This window comes from Roseateles chitinivorans (genome assembly GCF_050632235.1).
Taxonomy (GTDB): domain Bacteria; phylum Pseudomonadota; class Gammaproteobacteria; order Burkholderiales; family Burkholderiaceae_C; genus Roseateles; species Roseateles chitinivorans_A.
The window spans coordinates 621213-637877 of the sequence record NZ_CP192584.1; the positions used below are offsets into that span (position 1 = coordinate 621213).

A 16665-nucleotide genomic window follows, 5' to 3' on the forward strand; every position below is an offset into this window, starting at 1 on the left:
TACTGCGCCTTCCTTTGCCAGAACGCAGGCGCCACAAGCGCCGAAAACACGCCGTCATGAAGCCGCAACTCTTCCCCTCCTCGATCACGTCCGCGCCGCGCCTGCTGGCGCTGTCCGCCGCTCTGGGCGGTGCCGCCCTGCTCGTCGCCTGTGGCGGCGGCGGTGACGACAACACGCCCCAGCCGCCCAAGCCCAATCCCGTGACCGTCGCGCCGACGCTCGATTGCAGCGCCGCCGGCAAGGCCGCGTCCAACGCGAGCACCGCCGCCTCCACCGTCTGCATGCTGACCAGCGACGGCGAGATCGTCGTCGAGCTCGACGCCCGCGCGCCCATCACGGTCGACAACTTCCAGCAGTACGTTGCCGCGAAGTACTACGACAACACCATCTTCCACCGCGTCGTGCCCGGCTTCGTCGCGCAGGGCGGCGGATTCACCACCGGCCTGGTGCAGAAGACGGCCGGTCAGCGGGCGGCGATCAAGCTGGAGTCCGGCATCGCCGGGCTGTCCAATACCAAGTACACGATCGCCATGGCGCGCGGCACGGCTTCGGACACCGCGACCAGCGAGTTTTATTTCAACTCGGTCGACAACAGCGCCATCCTGGACAAGACGAGCAGCTCCGCCGGGTACGCCGTCTTCGGTCGCGTGATCTCGGGCCAGGCCACGATCGACAAGATCAATGCCGAGCCCAGCCAGCAATGGATGAACATCGACACGCCCCGCACCGAAGTCCTGCTGTACTGGGCGATCCGGTTGAAGTGACCGGGCGTTCGCGCCATCGGCGCGGCCCGCGGCGATATCACGTCGGACGGCGATATCCCGCGGGGCTCGGCCTGACGCCCGCACCGGGTGGTGCGGGAGCGACACGCGCCGTCAGCGCTTGGGCAGGATCCGGTCCTGCACCATCACGGCTTCCAGCACTTCAGGATTGACGTTGCGCTCGTAAGGCGCCACGGCGATCAGGCGAAGGATGCTGCCGCTTGTCGCCCCTTCCATGCGCCTGCGGTGCGCCGCCGGGTAGTCATTGCGCTTCTTGTAGCTCAGCAGTTGCTGGTGCGACGACTGGAAGTCGCTGGCGGGCGCCGGCAGCACGGCCGAGTTCAGGTCGTTGCTGCCGAAGGCGTACAGCCGGTCGGCGGTCTCCATGAAAGCCAGCGTCTGTTCCCGGCCCTGCAGGGCGTGGCTCGGAAAGCCGGACGCATAGTTTTCCCCTGGCAGGTAGAACTCGATGAGCTCACCGAAGTCGGCCGCCAGCAGCGCGTTGCCATCGGAGGCGGTCGCCTGCATCCGCACCGTGCTCCAGTTGCCCAGACGCAGTCGAGCGACAAATGCTGGATTGACGCTCTGACTCCAGTCGGGCAACGCCATCTCGAACTGGCCGTTCTTGCTCGACCACGGCTGGCCCGCCCACTGATTGGTCAGGTTCACGCCGCGTGCAATGATTTCGCGGGACCGGCACCAGTGCGACGGGTCCTCGTACCCGGTGCGACCCCCTTGGCCTGGCTCGACGGTCCGCACACCACGGGGCGGACCTCCTTCCAGTCGTTCTGCCGAGGCGCCTCCGAGGTCGACGCGCAGAGGCGTCCGTCCTTGGACAGGCACATCGTGTCGCCTTCCGGATTCTTGGACAACATGAAGTCGTGGCCAAGGATCCTGTAGTCGGTCCACTTCGCGAAGAAGGTGGCGTAGACCACGTTGCACCAATGATCCTGATGGACGTAGCCCGTGTCGCCCCAGATCGCCTTGTGCCTGGCACCGCAGGTCAGGGTCCGCGCGGGTTCGACGGGCTTGCCCCAGGTGCAGTTCACGCCGTCGGGGCTGTAGCAGCCGACGTTGCCGTCGCTTTCGAGGCGGAAGTAATAGCCGTCCTTCGCCTTCCAGTCGGACGGGGGCGCGGCCTGGGCGACGGTCCCGCAGGCCAGCAGCGACAAGGCGGGCAGCCACGATCGAGAGAGTGTTGAAGCCATGAGCACGAGGTTCTCCTAACGCAAGATGAGGGAACCATGGGTGCCGCGGAGACGTCTCGCGGTTCGGGTGACATGCCGCCGGGGCGCTCGAGTGGCGCCGGGTTCGGTGGTCCTCGTGCCTTCAGGCCTTGAGGTATTCAGTCTTGTGGCCGAGCCACCGCTCGACCTGCAGCTGCGCGGCGCGCGGCTGCTCGTCGAGCAGCCGGGGCGCCAGCGCCCGCGCCGCGCTCAGCAGCGGCGCATCCTCCTGCAGGTCGGCGAAGCGCAGCAGCTGCGCGCCGCTCTGGCGCGCGCCCATGAATTCCCCGGGCCGCGGATGTCGAGGTCGCGTCGCGCGATCTCGAAGCCGTCGGTGGTTTCGGCCATCGCGCGCAGGCGGGACTTGCCGGTGTCCGACAGCGGCCCGGTGTAGAGGAGCACGCACACGCTGGCGACCGATCCCCGCCCGACGCGGCCGCGCAGCTGGTGCAGCTGCGACAGGCCGAAGCGCTCCGCGTGCTCGATGACCATCACGCTGGCGTTGGGCACGTCGACACCGACCTCGATGACGGTCGTCGCGACGAGCACATGCATCTGGCCGCTGCTGAACAGCGACATCACCGCCGCCTTCTCCGCCGACGGCATGCGGCCGTGCAGCAGGCCGATCGTCCTGCCCGGCAGTGCGGCGCCCAGCTCGGCATGGGTCTCGGTGGCGTTCTTGAGATCGAGCGCCTCGGACTCCTCGATCAGCGGACAGACCCAGTAGACCTGCCGCCCGTCCTCGACGGCGGCGGCGATCTTCTCGATGACATCGTCGCGTCTGCCGTCCGCGAAGACGCGCGTGACGATCGGGCTGCGGCCCGGCGGCAGCTCGTCGATCGTGGACACGTCCAGGTCGGCGAAGTAGGTCATCGCCAGCGTGCGCGGGATCGGCGTGGCGCTCATCATCAGCAGGTGCGGTTCGAGCGGGCCTGAGCCCGCCGGGCCCGCGCCGGCGGCGCCGGTCGCTTCGTCCGCCAGCTTCTTGCGCAGCGCCAGCCGCTGCGCGACGCCGAAACGGTGCTGCTCGTCGATGATCGCCAGCCCGAGCCGGTGGAAGCGGACCTTGTCCTCGATCACCGCGTGCGTGCCCACGATCAGCGTGGCCTCGCCCGAGGCGGCGGCGTCGAGCATCTTCTGGCGCGCCTTGCCCTTGATGCTGCCGGTGATCCAGGCGACGCGGATGCCCAGCGGCTCCAGCCAGCCGATGAGCTTGCGGAAGTGCTGCTCGGCCAGGATCTCGGTGGGCGCCATCAGCGCGCATTGCCAGCCGGCGTCGATCGCCACGGCGGCGGCAAGCGCGGCCACCACGGTCTTGCCCGAGCCGACGTCGCCCTGCAGCAGCCGATGCATCGGCTGCGGGCGGCCGAGGTCGGCGGCGATCTCCTCGGCGACGCGGTGCTGTGCGCCGGTCAGCGCGAAGGGGAGGGCCGCGAGCAGCCGTTCCTGCAGGCCGCCCGGCGCGGCACGCAAGGGCGGTGCGCGCAGGAGGGCGCGTTCGCGCTGTGCGCGCTGCTGGCTGAGCTGCTGGGCGAGCAGCTCCTCGAACTTGAGCCGCTGCCACGCGGGATGGGTGTGGTCCTCCAGCGTGGACAGTCCGGCCGACGGCGGCGGGTGGTGCAGGAAGTTCAGCGCGTCGCGCAGCGCGGGCAGGCCCCTGGGCACCAGCGCCAGCGGCAGCACCTCATCCAGCGGCGCCCGGCGCAGCGCCGACGCGACGGCCTTGCGCAGGTAGGCCTGCGGCAGCTGGGCGCTGGTCGGGTAGACCGGCGTCAGCGAGGTCGAGAGCGGCGCGTCCACGTCGACCTTGCGGAAGTTCGGATGGACCATCTCGCGGCCGAAGAAACCGACGCGGATCTCGCCGCGCACCCGCACGCGGGTGCCGACGGCCATCGTCTTCTGGTGCGCGGGATAGAAGTGGAGGAAGCGCAGCGTCAGCAGCGCGCCGTCGTCGTCGCGCAGCTTGACCAGCAGCTGCCGGCGGCCCCGGATCTCGATGCGGCTCTCGATGACCTCGCCTTCGCACTGCAGCGTGTCGCCATCCTGGGCGCGGCCCAGCGGCGTCAGCGTGGTCTCGTCCTCATAGCGCAACGGCAGGTGCAGCGCGAGGTCGATGTCGCGCGCCAGGCCCATCTTTTCCATCGCCTTCTGCGGTGCGGACTTGGCAGGCGGTGGCGCAGGGGAGGGGGCGGTGCTGGCCGGGGTCATGTGGACGAGATTTTGCCCCGGGACGATCCCCCGTTCGGGCGAGACATCGAGGCGTTCAGATGGCGTGAAGCTGGTGCAGAATCCGCCCCGCAAAAAGCAAACAAATTGAAACATCGGGAGGGTCCCTTGAGCATGAACGAACGCATGCGCGCCGGCTGGGCCGGCGTGCTGATCAGTGCCGCGCTGCTGAGCGCCTGCGGCGGCGGCGGTGACGATGCCCCGACGCCGCCTCCGCCGCCCCCGCCGGTGCAGGGTGTGGCGATTCCGGACAACCTGGCGATCGCGGCGTCCGTGACCACCGACGTCGTGTCGGCCACCGCCTTCACGAGCAACGTCGCCGCGACGGCGGGCCTGACCTTCGCCTGGACCTTCGGCGACGGCAGCTCCAGCACGGACGCCAGTCCGAAGCACGACTTCGCCAAGGTCGGGGACTACCCGGTGACGCTGAAGGTGTCGAACGCCGCGGGCGCCTCCAAGGAGGTCAAGTGGACGGTGAAGGTGCTCAACCGCGCCCACGTGCAAGGCCTGAACTGCACCGCCGCCGACAACTCGGGCTGGTGCTGGCAGGCGCCGCGGCCGAGCGGCACCGTGCCGCAGGCCTTCTTCTTCGTGGACGCGAGCAACGGCTGGTCCGTCGGCGACGGCGGCGAGATCCTGCGCACCCGCGACAGCGGCGCCACCTGGAGCAGGCAGACCACCGGCATCACCACGCGGCTGACGGCCGTGCGCTTCTCCGATCTCAACAACGGCTGGGCGGCGGGCGACGCCGGCGCGCTGTTGCGGACGACGGACGGCGGCGCCCACTGGACCCTGCAGACGACCACGCAACCGCCGATGTCCGGTGCCTCCTTGCAGGTCGCGGGCGCCAATACCCTGGTGATGGCGATGAACGGGCAGATCCGCGCGACGGCGGACGGCGGTGCGACCTGGCGCCGGGCCTCGTTGATGCAGGATCCGGTGCTGGCCGCCGACGGGGCGCTCTGGTGGTCCGACAGCGACGGCCTGCGCAAGTCGAACGACCTGGGCGGGACCTCGACCCTCGTGCTGGCGTCCAGCAACACCTTCCCGAGCTACGGCTACGGGTTCCAGCTGTTCGGCAATGCGGCGATCGTGGCCGGCACCACCTCGACCTATGTCAACGGGCAGGGCTATGTCTACTCCCTGTCGATCCGGCGCAGCCTCGACGGCGGACAGGGCTGGGAGACGATCGCACCGCAAGGCCTGCCCACCGCCCCGTACGTCCCGCTCGGCACGCCGCAGTTCACGGATGCGTCGAACGGTCTGCTCCTGGCCAACTATGTCCCGTACCGCACCGTCGACGGCGGACGGAACTGGACTGCCCTCGCGCTGCCCGCGGACGCGGCCCAGGGCGCCTCGATCAGCTATGAGAACGTGGGACGCGGCGTCTGGTCGCGCAACTACGCCTCGCTGACCAGCGGCAGACGCGTGGCCGAGGTGAGCACCGATTCCGGCGCGACCTGGACGGTCGCCAGCCTCGACTACAGCTATCGGCCGCTTGTCGCGATCGACGCGCAGACCTGGCTGGTCACCAACTGGGACAACGTGACGCGCATCAGCACCGACGGTCTCAAGACCTGGACCCGCATCGCGGGCCCGGATGCCGACGCGGCGGGCAAGACGCTGCAGGCCTTCTGGTTCTTCGATGCGAAGCGCGGTCTGGCGCTCTCCGGCAAGGGCGACCTGATGGAGACGGTCAACGGCGGGCTGGACTGGACCGTGAAGGTCGGCGGGCTGACGCCGGTCTCGTACTACTCGATGCTCACGCGCTTCCAGTTCGTCGATGCGAAGAAGGGCTGGCTGCTCGCCGCCGACGGTCGCATCTACCTGACCGAAGACGCCGGCGTGAGCTGGCTCACGCCGCTGCAGTCGTCGTCGCGTACCGTCTCCGCCTTCCACTTCGTCGACGCCCTGAACGGCTTCGCGCTGGCGACCGAGATCCAGCAGTCGCAGCAGCGCCAGCTGTTGATCGCGACGACGGACGGCGGCAAGTCCTGGACGCAGCAGGCGGTGCTGGACGCGTTCTACAGCGACCTGAAGTTCGGCGGAGTCCTCAACGGCACGCTGGTGGGCAGCGGCGGCGCCGTCGCCGTGACCGCGGACGGCGGCAAGACCTGGACCGGACGGTTCTCCGGGACCGGCGCGGCGCTGAACCAGCTGGCCTTCAGCGACGCCGGCACGCTGTGGGCGACGGGCGAGGCGGGGCTGCTGATGTCGAGCAAGGACGGCGGCGCGAGCTGGGTCGTCCAGACCAACGTCAACCTGCCGTCGACGAGCCTGCGGGCGATCCGTTTCCTCACCGCGCAGCAAGGCTGGGCGGTCGGCGACAACGGCACCGTGCTCATGACGACCGACGGCGGCGCGACCTGGCAGAAGCAGTTCGTGGGTACCCAGAATTCGCTGACGCAGGTGTTCTTCGTCGACGCCCGCACGGGCTGGGTCGCCGGCAGCAACGGCACGCTGCTGGCCACGGGGACCGGCGGCCAGTAACCGCGGGCGGTGGCGTCTGAAGCCGGCCGGTGTCGCCAGACCCGGCCGGCTTTTTCATGGACCGCCGTGACCGATTGCCGCTTCCGCCGGGGCAACCGGGCATTTCCCCCGGGTCGGCGGGGAGACGCGCTTCACGCCGGGCTGATAGGCTGGGCCGACCTCCTTCCCCGCCATCCGACGCCCCATGATCTCCCGTCGCGAGAGCCTGCTCTGGCTTGCCGCCACCGCCGTGCCGGCGCTGCCGGCGCGCGCGGCCGACGGGCCGCTGCGGATGGTCGCGACCGAGTTCCCGCCCTACACCGGCAGCCACCTGCCCGGCGGCGGCATCGCCTGCGAGATCACCCGCGCCGCGCTGCACCAGGCGGGGCACGCCATGACCCTGACCTTCCGCCCCTGGGCGCGGGCCCTGCTGGAATTCCAGCGCGGCGAACATGACGGCGTCATCGGCGCCTGGCGGTCCGTCGAGCGTGAGCGCACGATGCGTTTCCCGCAGCCGCTCGGGATCCTCAACCAGGTCGGCTTCATGGCCCGCGCGGACCGCCGGCGTCGCATCGACGACCTCGCCGCGCTGCGCGACCTGCGCATCGGCGTGGTCCACGGGTATGCGAATCCGCCGCGCTTCGAGGCCGCCAACCTGACGGTGGAGGGCGCCGTCGACGACCTCGCCAACCTGCGCAAGCTGCAGGCCGGACGGGTCGATCTGGCGCTGATCGACAAGGGCGTCGGCGCCCACCTGCTGGAGACTCAACTGCGCGAGTCCGCCGGCAAGCTGGTGTGGCTGGACCCGGCCGTGTCGGAAGTGCCGCTGTACACGGTGTTCTCGAAAGTCCGGCCCGAGGGCGAGCGCTTCGCCGCCGCGCTGAGCCGCGGCATCGGCGATCTGCAGGGCAACGGTCGCCTGGCGATGCTGCTGCAACAAGGGGCGCGTTGGCAGTAGTGGGAAAATCGCGCCCATGTCCCGTACCTTCTCGGTGAGCGATTTCGATTTCGCTCTTCCCCCCGACCTCATCGCCCAGCACCCCGCCGCGGAACGCAGCGCCTCGCGCCTGCTCGACGGCCGGTCCCATCCGCCCGTCGATCGCGTGTTCCGCGAGCTGCCCGACCTGCTGAACCCCGGCGACCTGCTGGTGTTCAACGACACCAAGGTCATCAAGGCCCGCCTGTATGGCGCCAAGGCCAGCGGCGGCGCGGTCGAGGCGCTGGTCGAGCGCGTGCTGCCCGGCACCCGCGAGGTCTGGGCCCACATGCGCGCCAGCAAGAGTCCGAAGGCGGGCGCCGTGGTGCGCTTCGCCGACGCCTTCGACGCCGAGGTCCTCGGCCGCTGCGGGCCGGACGACGGCCTCTTCCACCTGCGCCTGTCCGGCGATCCGTTCGAACTGCTCGAGAAGCACGGCCATGTGCCGCTGCCGCCCTACATCGCGCACGGCGACTCGGCGGACGACGTCCGGCGCTACCAGACCGTGTTCGCGCGCGAGCCCGGCGCCGTGGCCGCGCCGACGGCCGCGCTGCACTTCGACGAGGCGCTGCTGGCGCGGCTCGCCGGGCGCGGCGTCGGCACGGCGCATGTGACGCTGCACGTCGGCGCCGGCACCTTCCAGCCGGTGCGCGTCGAGTCGCTGTCCGAGCACAAGATGCACAGCGAATGGTTCCAGGTCACGCCGGAGACCGTCGAGGCGATCGCGCGCTGCCGCGCCGCGGGCGGCAAGGTCACGGCCGTCGGCACGACGACGCTGCGCGCGCTGGAGTCGGCCGCGCTCGGCGGCGGCCTGAAGGCCGGCGCGCGGGAGACCGACATCTTCATCACGCCCGGCTTCGACTTCCAGGTCGTCGACCGGCTGGTGACCAACTTCCACCTGCCCAAGAGCACGCTGATGATGCTGGTGTCGGCCTTCGCCGGCTACGAGCCGATCATGGCGCTCTACCGCCACGCGATCGAGCAGCGCTACCGCTTCTTCAGCTATGGCGACGCGATGCTGCTGGAGCGCGCCGGGCGCTGAGGGCCGGACGGCCGGCCGCCTCGGGGGTCGTCCGTCGACGTCTCGGCGTCGTCGTGTCACACCGGAGTAGGCTGCGTCGTCTTGTGAGCAAGACGACTCCGGACGACGCGCCATGACCGACACCGCTCCCGACATTCCTTCCGGCACCGCTGCCGCGGCCCCGGCGCTTGATCCCTCGCCCGCGGCGCGCGCGCTGCGCTACGACCGCGAGCACACGCGATCGCTGCGGGCGCTGGCCTATCGCATGCTGGGATCGCGCGCCGAGGCCGAGGACATCGTCCAGGAGGCCTGGCTGCGCTGGGCCGAGGTCGACGAGTCGACCGTGCGTCACGCCGGCGCCTTCCTGTCGCGGCTGGTGACCAACCTCTGCCTGGACCGGCTGCAATCGGCCGCGGTACGGCGCGAGCAGTACGTGGGCACCTGGCTGCCCGAACCCTTGATCGACGACACCGGCGACTGGTCGCCCAGCCCGGAGGCGCAGGCCGAGTTCGCGCAGGACGTGTCGGTCGCCTTCCTGCTGACGCTGGAGCGGCTGTCGCCGCTGGAGCGCGCGGCCTTCCTGCTGCACGAGGTCTTCGAGCTCGACTTCGACGAGATCGCCCGCCGTCTGGACCGCAGCACCGCGGCCTGCCGACAGCTGGCGAGCCGCGCGCGGCAGCGCGTCAAGACCGACTACGCCCGTCACGAGGTGCAGGACGAGGAGCGCCAGCGCCTGTTCCAGGCCTTCATGGGTGCGCTGCAGTCCTTCGATGTCGACAGCCTGGCCAAGGTGCTGACCGACGACGTCGTGCTGCTGGCCGACGGCGGCGGCAAGGTCTCGGCGGTGCGCACGCTGGCGGGCGGGGCGCTGGTGGCGCGCACCTTCGTCGGTTTCGTGAAGATGCCGACCAGCCGCGACTGGCGCATCCGGCCCGCGCGCGTCAACGGCCTGCCGGGGTTCATCGTCTACGGCGCGACCGGCGAGCCGATCCAGACCGTCGCGCTGCGGCCCTCGACGGAGCCCGGCCGGATCAGCGCGATCTACGTCCAGCGCAATCCCGACAAGCTCGGTCATCTGCCGAGGATCGAGCCGATGCCGGCATCGGCATCGGCTCCGCCGTCCGTTTCCGCCGCGCCCGACGACGGTGCGGTGTGAGCCGGAATCGGGCGCGATGCGCCCATTTGGCGCGATCCGGGACCGTTCCGACCCGAAATGACGCTTCGGGCAACACCCGACCCCTCTTTCGGACTGTGGCGTCCCCCGCGCCCACGGGGGTTGTGAATCCCTAGCTTTAGGGACAATCGACCGCACAAGACCTACTTTCGCTCGGGATTCACCATGACGCTGTTCGCACGTACTTCGATCGCTGCCGTTGCCGCGCTGTTCAGCGGCCTGGCTGCCGCCGCCTCCATCGGCGGCCTGGTGAATACCGGCGCCGGACAGTCGACCGGCAGCACCGACACGAACTACAAGTACACGGCCACCGGCAATGCCGCCGGCCTGTCCGGCTTCGGCGTCGTCAGCAACGGTGCCGCGGATCCGTTCCCGAGCTGGCTGCCCAACACCGCCAGCTCCTCGTGGCTGATCCCGGGTGCCGACCAGAACACCAACTACAGCCCGACCGGCAATTCGACGTTCACCTGGACGCTGAACTTCGACCTGACCGGTTTCGACGCCAGCAGCGCCTCGTTCAGCGGCCACTGGGCGGCGGACAACAACGGCGTGCTGCTGCTCAACGGCGTCGCGATCTCGTCGATCTCCGGCCAGCGCGGTTATGCCGACTGGACCTCGTTCTCGGCCTCGAGCGGCTTCCTCGCGGGCGTGAACACGCTGCAGTTCGTCGTGACCGACACGGTCGACCAGACCTACAACTTCACCGGCCTGCGCGCGGAGTTCCTGAGCTCCAACGTCAACGCGACCGTCGCACCGGCCGTCCCGGAACCGCACACCTACGCGCTGATGCTCGCCGGCCTGGGCGCGCTGGGCTTCATCGCGCGCCGCCGCCGCGGCTGATCGGCCAGGATCGGGGCTTCCGCCCCGGGACGAAAAAGCCGCTGAGCGATCAGCGGCTTTTTGCTTTCCGGGTCCTGCGAGGACGCTCCGGAACCGGCCGGAACGCCTCTTGAGCGATCCGGCCCGGGGGACCTTACTCGTCGCCGCCGGTCAGCAGCGGGATCGAGCCTTCCGAGTGCTTGCCCAGCAGGCCGCTGCGGCTGTAGACGCCGAGCTTGTCGCGCGTGTCGGCGATGTCCAGGTTGCGCATCGTCAGCTGGCCGATGCGGTCGGCCGGCGTGAAGGGCGCGTCCTCGACCTTCTCCATCGACAGGCGCTCCGGCGCGTAGGTCAGGTTGGGGCTGACGGTGTCCAGGATCGTGTAGTCGTTGCCGCGGCGCAGCTCCAGCGTCACTTCGCCGGTGATGGCGCGGGCGACCCAGCGCTGCGCGGTCTCGCGCAGCATCAGGCATTGCGGGTCGAACCAGCGGCCCTGGTACAGCAGGCGGCCGAGCTTCATGCCGTTCATGCGGTACTGCTCGATGGTGTCCTCGTTGTGGATGCCGGTGACCAGGCGCTCGTAGGCGATGTGCAGCAGCGCCATCCCCGGGGCCTCGTAGATGCCGCGGGACTTGGCCTCGATGATGCGGTTCTCGATCTGGTCGCACATGCCCAGGCCGTGGCGGCCGCCGACGCGGTTGGCTTCCATGAACAGCTCGACCAGGTCGGGGAAGCTCCGGCCGTTGATCGCGACGGGCACGCCGTCCTCGAAGCGCACCGACACCGTCTCCGCCTTGATGACGACGTCGTCCTTCCAGAAGGCCACGCCCATGATCGGGTTGACGATGTTCATGCCCTGGTTCAGGAACTCCAGGTCCTTGGCCTCGTGGGTGGCGCCCAGCATGTTGGAGTCGGTCGAGTAGGCCTTCTCCACGCTCATCTTGTAGTCGAAGCCGTTGGCGATGAGGTACTCGCTCATCTCCTTGCGGCCGCCGAGCTCGTCGATGAAGGTCTGGTCCAGCCAGGGCTTGTAGATCTTCAGCGCCGGGTTGGCCAGCAGGCCGTAGCGGTAGAAGCGCTCGATGTCGTTGCCCTTGAAGGTCGAGCCGTCGCCCCAGATGTTCACGCCGTCGTCGCGCATGGCCACGACCAGGGCGGTGCCGGTGACGGCACGGCCCAGCGGCGTCGTGTTGAAGTAGGTGGCGCCGCCGCTCTTGATGTGGAAGGCGCCGCACTGCAGGGCGGCGATGCCCTCGGCGACCAGCTGTGCGCGGCAGTCGACCAGGCGGGCGATCTCGGCGCCGTAGGCCTTGGCCTTGCGGGGGATCTCGTCGTAGTCGCTCTCGTCGGGCTGGCCGAGGTTGGCGGTGTAGGCGCAGGGGACGGCGCCCTTGCCGCGCATCCAGTGCACCGCGGCGCTGGTGTCCAGGCCGCCCGAGAAGGCGATGCCGACGCGCTCGCCGGCGGGAATCTTTTGGAGGATGGTTGCGGCCACGGGCAGTCTCGCGCGGTAGTGGGGAAAACAGCCGGCGATTCTAGGCTGCGGAGGGCGGCGAGGCTTCGCGGATGGGCGAGACACGTCGGCGGGGCGCTGCGGACCTGGAGATCATTCGTCCGGCTGGAGCCAGCCGATGCGTCCCTGCCCGGACTCGTTGAGCAGCGCGATGAATCCCTCGGCGGCACTCTCCGGCAGCCGCAGCGTGACATCGACCAGCGCCCCGTGCGCCACGTCCACCAGCTGCGCGCCGGCCTTCTCGGCCTCGCGGCGCAGCAGGCCTTCCTGCGCATAGGGCAGGGTGCAGCGCAGCGTCCGCAGCCGGATCACCGGCACCTTGTCGGCCTTGAGGAGCGCCTGCGCGACGGCGTCGGTGTAGGCGCGCACCAAGCCGCCCGCGCCCAGCTTCACGCCGCCGAAGTAGCGCACCACCGTCGCCAGCACGCCCTCCAGGTCCTGGTGCCGCAGCACTTCCAGCATCGGCCGGCCGGCAGTGCCGCCGGGCTCGCCGTCGTCGTTGGCGGCGGATTGGCCGCCGGCCATCAGCGCCCAGCAGACGTGGGCGGCGCCGGGGTGTTCGGCGCGCAGCTGCTCGACCCGTGCCAGCGCCGCCGCCCGATCGGGCACCGACTCCACGCAGCCGATGAAGCGGCTCTTCTTGATGATCAGTTCGGCGTGGACCGGCGCGGCGAGGCTGTGGGGCATGGGCGCGATTGTCGCGGCCCGACGTCCCCAAGGCGTCCGACCCTACGGCGTCTCGGACACGTCGCCCAGATGCCGGTGCTTGTAGCCGTCGATGGTGCCGTCCTTGAGCATCTCCTCGACGGCGTGCCGCATGAGGTCGCGATCGGCCTGGGGGATGCGCTCGCGGGACAGCGCCAGGGCGCCGATGCTGCGCTCGTTCGGCGCGAAGGACAGGGCGGTGAAATTGGCGAAGACCGGATCGGCGCGTCGCGCGAGGGCCAGGCTGTGCGCGCCCAGCACCACCGCGTCGCCGCGGCCGGCCTTGAAGATGCGGATCGCGGTGGGCTGGTCGGGCGCCTCGTCGACGCGGCCCTGGATGCGCAGGGTGGTGAGCCAGGATTCCACCGTCGGCGTGAAGACATAGCCGCGCACGACGATGACGCGGCGCCGCTTGTCGGCGAGGAAGGCGGCGGGCGTGCCGCTCGAGGCCGCCAGCGCCGGGCGCATCACGACGAACTGCTTCGATTCGATGTAGGGGATGAACTCGACGAGCAGCTCACGCTCCTTCGTCATCAGCGCGGAGACCGTCATGTCCATCTGGCCGGAGGCGATCTGCGCCCAGATGCGCACGCGCGACTCGGTGACGGCCTTGAGCTTGCAGCCGCTGCGGCGGGCGACTTCGTCCACGACGTCCTTGTCGATGCCGGTCCAGCGGCCTTGCGCGTCGCGGTAGTAGAGCCCGCTGTACTCGTAGAGGCCGACCGTGTAGGGCCCGCAGGCGAGCGCCGACGCCGGCGCGATGGCGCAGGCGGCCGTCGCGACGAGGGCGGCGATCCAGGACCTCAAGATGCTTCTCCGGGGAGTCTGCGCTCCCGATTGCGCGCCGAGTCTACGCCGAGCCCGGGACGCGCCGACAGCGCGCGAACCCCAGCGGACGCGGGGCCCGATAATCGCGGCCATGCTGAAGTTCGAACTGCTCAAGACCGAAGGCCGCGCGCGACGCGGCGTCATGACGCTCAACCACGGCGTCGTGCAGACGCCCATCTTCATGCCGGTGGGCACCTACGGCACCGTCAAGGGGTGATGCCGCGCTCGCTCGAGGAGATGGGCGCGCAGATCATCCTGGGCAACACCTTCCACCTGTGGATGCGCCCGGGCCTGGACATCATGAAGCAGTTCGGCGGGCTGCACCGCTTCGAGAGCTGGAACAAGCCGATCCTGACGGACTCGGGCGGCTTCCAGGTCTGGTCGCTGGGGGAGATGCGCAAGATCACCGAGGAGGGCGTCAAGTTCGCGTCCCCGGTGAACGGCGACAAGCTGTTCCTGACGCCGGAGATCTCGATGCAGATCCAGACGGTGCTCAACAGCGACATCGTCATGCAGTTCGACGAATGCACGCCCTACGAATCCAAGGGCCAGCTGACGACCGAGAAGGAAGCGCGGCTGTCGATGGAGATGAGCCTGCGCTGGGCCAAGCGCTGCCAGGACGAGTTCACCAAGCTGCAGAACCCGAACGCGCTGTTCGGCATCGTGCAGGGCGGCATGTTCGAGCACCTGCGCGACGTGTCGCTGGCCGGGCTCAAGGACCTGGACCTGCCGGGGTATGCGATCGGCGGGCTGTCGGTGGGTGAGCCGAAGGCGGACATGCTCCGCATCCTCGACCACATCGCGCATCAGCTGCCGGCGGACAAGCCGCGTTACCTGATGGGCGTGGGCACGCCGGAAGACCTGGTCGAAGGCGTGCGCCAGGGCGTCGACATGTTCGACTGCGTCATGCCGACCCGCAACGCGCGCAACGGCCACATGTTCACGCGCTTCGGCGACCTGCGGCTGCGCAATGCGCGCTACAAGTCCGATGAGAAGCCGGTGGATGAGACCTGCACCTGCTACTGCTGCCAGAACTTCAGCCGGGCCTACCTGCATCACCTGGACCGCTGCGGCGAGATGCTCGGCCCGATGCTGACGAGCGTGCACAACCTGCACTACTACCTCAACCTGATGAAGGAAGTCCGCGAGTCGCTGGACGCCGGTGACTTCGAAGGCTTCAGGCAGCGGTTCGCGGCGGATCGCGCGCGAGGGGTTTGAAACGGTCGGCCTGCTGAGGCCACCTGACTGCTGAGAGCGGGGCGTTGGCCGCCGAGGTATGGGGCCCCAGCGGCAAGCGCTGAAACCCCACACCTCACCGTCCCCGACCAGCGCCGTCCTGCCACGGTTTTGCGAGCGGGGACTTCAGAAGGTTCTAAGTTCGGGCGTGCCAAGATGGCGTGATGCTGAAGTTGCTCTTCGCGCCCTTTCGCTGGTTGATCCGGGTGGTCCTGGCCATCGTCATCCTCTTCGAGGAATGGGGCTGGGAACCGCTGCAGCGCGCGATGGCCGCCATCGGCCGCCTGCCCGTGCTGCGCCAGCTGGAAGCCGTCGTGAGCCGGCTGCCGCCGTATCTGGCGCTCGTCGTCTTCTTCCTGCCGGGCCTGCTGCTGCTGCCGATCAAGCTGCTCGCGCTCTGGCTCATCGGCATCGGGCGGCCGGGCCTGGGACTCAGCGTCATCGTGCTCGCGAAGGTCGTCGGCACGGCGGTGGTGGCGCGGATCTTCGCGCTGACACGACCCGCACTGATGAGCCTGCCCTGGTTCGCGCGGCTCTACGGACGCTGGACCGTGTGGAAGGCCGGCCTGCTGGCATGGGTGCGCGCGAGCGCCGTGTGGCGCTCGGCGAGGGCGATCAAGCTGCGGATCCGGCGGTTGATGCGGCGGGGACATCGCCATGCGTGACCCCGAAAGCCCCGGAAAGTGACTTTGGTCGACGCGGCGAGCGAGTCGGCTTCCTAGACTCCAGCCGACCTCACTCGATCCTTCCTCCGCCGTGGCCACTTCCGCTCCTCCCCGCGTGTTCACCGAGCATCTCGGTGCCGTCCTCAATCCGTCGCAATTCGTCGGCAAGGCGCCGCTGAACCGCCCCGGATCCTCGTCCACACCGTGCGTGGAGCTGGTCAAGCAGAACACGGACGCGCCGATGACGCAGCCGAACAACTGGAAGCGGGGCATGGACCTGACAGGACGCCTCGTCGCGGGCCTGGCCGTCGGAACCCCGATCGCCACGGGCTGGACGGCCGGCGGCTTCTATCCCAACAACTCGACGGGACAGCACGCGGGCCTGTTCAACGGCGCCGTCCGGGACAAGTCGGGTGAAGTCATCGGCTTCAGCATCATCGAGCAGTACAACGGCATCGTCGCGATCACCGAGCGCACCGTGTACTTCGAACCCGCCAGGCACGGCAAGCGCGCCAGCTACCTGAACAACGGTCTCGACTACGCGACCATCCAGTGGTGACCCCCATGCGAATCCGTCCGTCGATCCTCCACGTCGCCGCCGGTGCGATGCTGCTCGCCGCGGCCGGCACGTCGATGGCCGCGCCTGAGCCGTTCAGCTGTCCGGTCCAGATCCCGCTGACGACGCAGTCGCTGGCGTCAGCGCCGGCAGGCTGGTCCGCGACGACCGCGGGCAGCGAGCGCACGCAGCACGACCTGACCAACTTCGCCGTCAACGGCGGCCCGGTCGGCTCGCCCAACGGGGAAATCTTCGACAAGGAAGAAGAGCGCAAGGACGGCAAGGGCGGGGCGACCCGCACGCAGAGCTGGAACCTGCAGGGCATGTCCGGCGGCTTCGCCGTCTGCAGCTACTTCCGCACGCGCGTCGAACTGGCACGCCCGCTCGACGGCTACTCGAGCTGCGAAGTGACCTACAAGCGCTCGAAGACCAGCGACTTCAAGATCGCATCGGCAAGCTGCCGTTGATCCCGAGGCAGCGGCGCAACGGC

Annotated in this window: 14 protein-coding genes and 2 pseudogenes; 10 read left to right on the forward strand and 6 right to left on the reverse strand. The window is 69.5% G+C overall.

Annotated features, from left to right (window positions below; genetic code table 11):
* Positions 1 to 56 precede the first annotated feature (56 nt).
* On the forward strand, positions 57 to 764 hold the full coding sequence (locus tag ACQ859_RS02715; protein WP_431264505.1) for a peptidylprolyl isomerase: 708 nt from the start codon (positions 57 to 59) through the stop codon (positions 762 to 764).
* A gap of 111 nt (positions 765 to 875) precedes the next feature.
* On the opposite strand, the gene ACQ859_RS02720 is transcribed toward ACQ859_RS02715, so the two are convergent.
* The 3 genes and pseudogenes from ACQ859_RS02720 to recG all read right to left on the reverse strand — a co-directional run bounded on the left by ACQ859_RS02720 (position 876) and on the right by recG (position 4195).
* Entirely contained in the window at positions 876 to 1430 is a 555-nt protein-coding gene (locus tag ACQ859_RS02720) for a hypothetical protein (RefSeq protein ID WP_431264506.1), read from the reverse strand.
* Positions 1427 to 1969, reverse strand: coding sequence for a hypothetical protein (locus tag ACQ859_RS02725; RefSeq protein WP_431264507.1), 543 nt, complete (start codon positions 1967 to 1969; stop codon positions 1427 to 1429). The genes ACQ859_RS02720 and ACQ859_RS02725 overlap by 4 nt, the downstream gene beginning before the upstream one ends.
* 121 nt (positions 1970 to 2090) lie before the next feature.
* A pseudogene (gene recG, locus ACQ859_RS02730) lies at positions 2091 to 4195 on the reverse strand (ATP-dependent DNA helicase RecG).
* Between the two features lie 132 nt (positions 4196 to 4327).
* On the opposite strand from recG, the gene ACQ859_RS02735 reads away from it, so the two are divergent.
* The 5 genes from ACQ859_RS02735 to ACQ859_RS02755 all read left to right on the forward strand — a co-directional run bounded on the left by ACQ859_RS02735 (position 4328) and on the right by ACQ859_RS02755 (position 10693).
* Complete coding sequence (locus ACQ859_RS02735; RefSeq protein ID WP_431266446.1) at positions 4328 to 6703, forward strand: YCF48-related protein; 2376 nt, start codon at positions 4328 to 4330, stop codon at positions 6701 to 6703.
* Between the two features lie 184 nt (positions 6704 to 6887).
* Positions 6888 to 7640 carry a substrate-binding periplasmic protein gene (locus ACQ859_RS02740; protein ID WP_431264508.1) on the forward strand — a complete coding sequence of 251 codons (753 nt, stop codon included), beginning with the start codon at positions 6888 to 6890 and terminating at the stop codon, positions 7638 to 7640.
* 16 nt (positions 7641 to 7656) lie between these two features.
* Positions 7657 to 8700: a tRNA preQ1(34) S-adenosylmethionine ribosyltransferase-isomerase QueA gene (gene queA / locus ACQ859_RS02745; RefSeq protein ID WP_431264509.1), complete on the forward strand. Its 1044-nt coding sequence runs from the start codon at positions 7657 to 7659 to the stop codon at positions 8698 to 8700.
* A 112-nt stretch (positions 8701 to 8812) separates the two neighbouring features.
* Positions 8813 to 9835, forward strand: coding sequence for an RNA polymerase sigma factor SigJ (sigJ, locus tag ACQ859_RS02750; protein ID WP_431264510.1), 1023 nt, complete (start codon positions 8813 to 8815; stop codon positions 9833 to 9835).
* Between the two features lie 183 nt (positions 9836 to 10018).
* Complete coding sequence (locus tag ACQ859_RS02755) at positions 10019 to 10693, forward strand: PEP-CTERM sorting domain-containing protein (protein WP_431264511.1); 675 nt, start codon at positions 10019 to 10021, stop codon at positions 10691 to 10693.
* A gap of 133 nt (positions 10694 to 10826) precedes the next feature.
* Here ACQ859_RS02755 and argG read toward each other — a convergent pair whose 3' ends face one another.
* The 3 genes from argG to ACQ859_RS02770 all read right to left on the reverse strand — a co-directional run bounded on the left by argG (position 10827) and on the right by ACQ859_RS02770 (position 13697).
* Positions 10827 to 12167, reverse strand: a complete 1341-nt coding sequence (argG, locus tag ACQ859_RS02760; protein ID WP_431264512.1) for an argininosuccinate synthase — start codon at positions 12165 to 12167, stop codon at positions 10827 to 10829.
* 111 nt (positions 12168 to 12278) lie between these two features.
* Positions 12279 to 12872, reverse strand: a complete 594-nt coding sequence (locus tag ACQ859_RS02765; RefSeq protein ID WP_431264513.1) for an IMPACT family protein — start codon at positions 12870 to 12872, stop codon at positions 12279 to 12281.
* Positions 12873 to 12914: 42 nt separating this feature from the next.
* Positions 12915 to 13697, reverse strand: coding sequence for a substrate-binding periplasmic protein (locus ACQ859_RS02770; protein WP_431264514.1), 783 nt, complete (start codon positions 13695 to 13697; stop codon positions 12915 to 12917).
* 112 nt (positions 13698 to 13809) lie between these two features.
* Between ACQ859_RS02770 and tgt the strand changes: the two are divergent.
* The 4 genes and pseudogenes from tgt to ACQ859_RS02790 all read left to right on the forward strand — a co-directional run bounded on the left by tgt (position 13810) and on the right by ACQ859_RS02790 (position 16642).
* Positions 13810 to 14936, forward strand: a pseudogene (gene tgt / locus ACQ859_RS02775) (tRNA guanosine(34) transglycosylase Tgt).
* Between the two features lie 182 nt (positions 14937 to 15118).
* Positions 15119 to 15619: a hypothetical protein gene (locus ACQ859_RS02780; RefSeq protein WP_431264515.1), complete on the forward strand. Its 501-nt coding sequence runs from the start codon at positions 15119 to 15121 to the stop codon at positions 15617 to 15619.
* A gap of 91 nt (positions 15620 to 15710) precedes the next feature.
* Positions 15711 to 16178 (forward strand): BPSL0067 family protein, encoded by a 468-nt coding sequence (locus ACQ859_RS02785; RefSeq protein WP_431259848.1) that lies wholly within the window; start codon positions 15711 to 15713, stop codon positions 16176 to 16178.
* A gap of 5 nt (positions 16179 to 16183) precedes the next feature.
* On the forward strand, positions 16184 to 16642 hold the full coding sequence (locus tag ACQ859_RS02790; protein ID WP_431264516.1) for an STY0301 family protein: 459 nt from the start codon (positions 16184 to 16186) through the stop codon (positions 16640 to 16642).
* Positions 16643 to 16665: the final 23 nt, after the last annotated feature.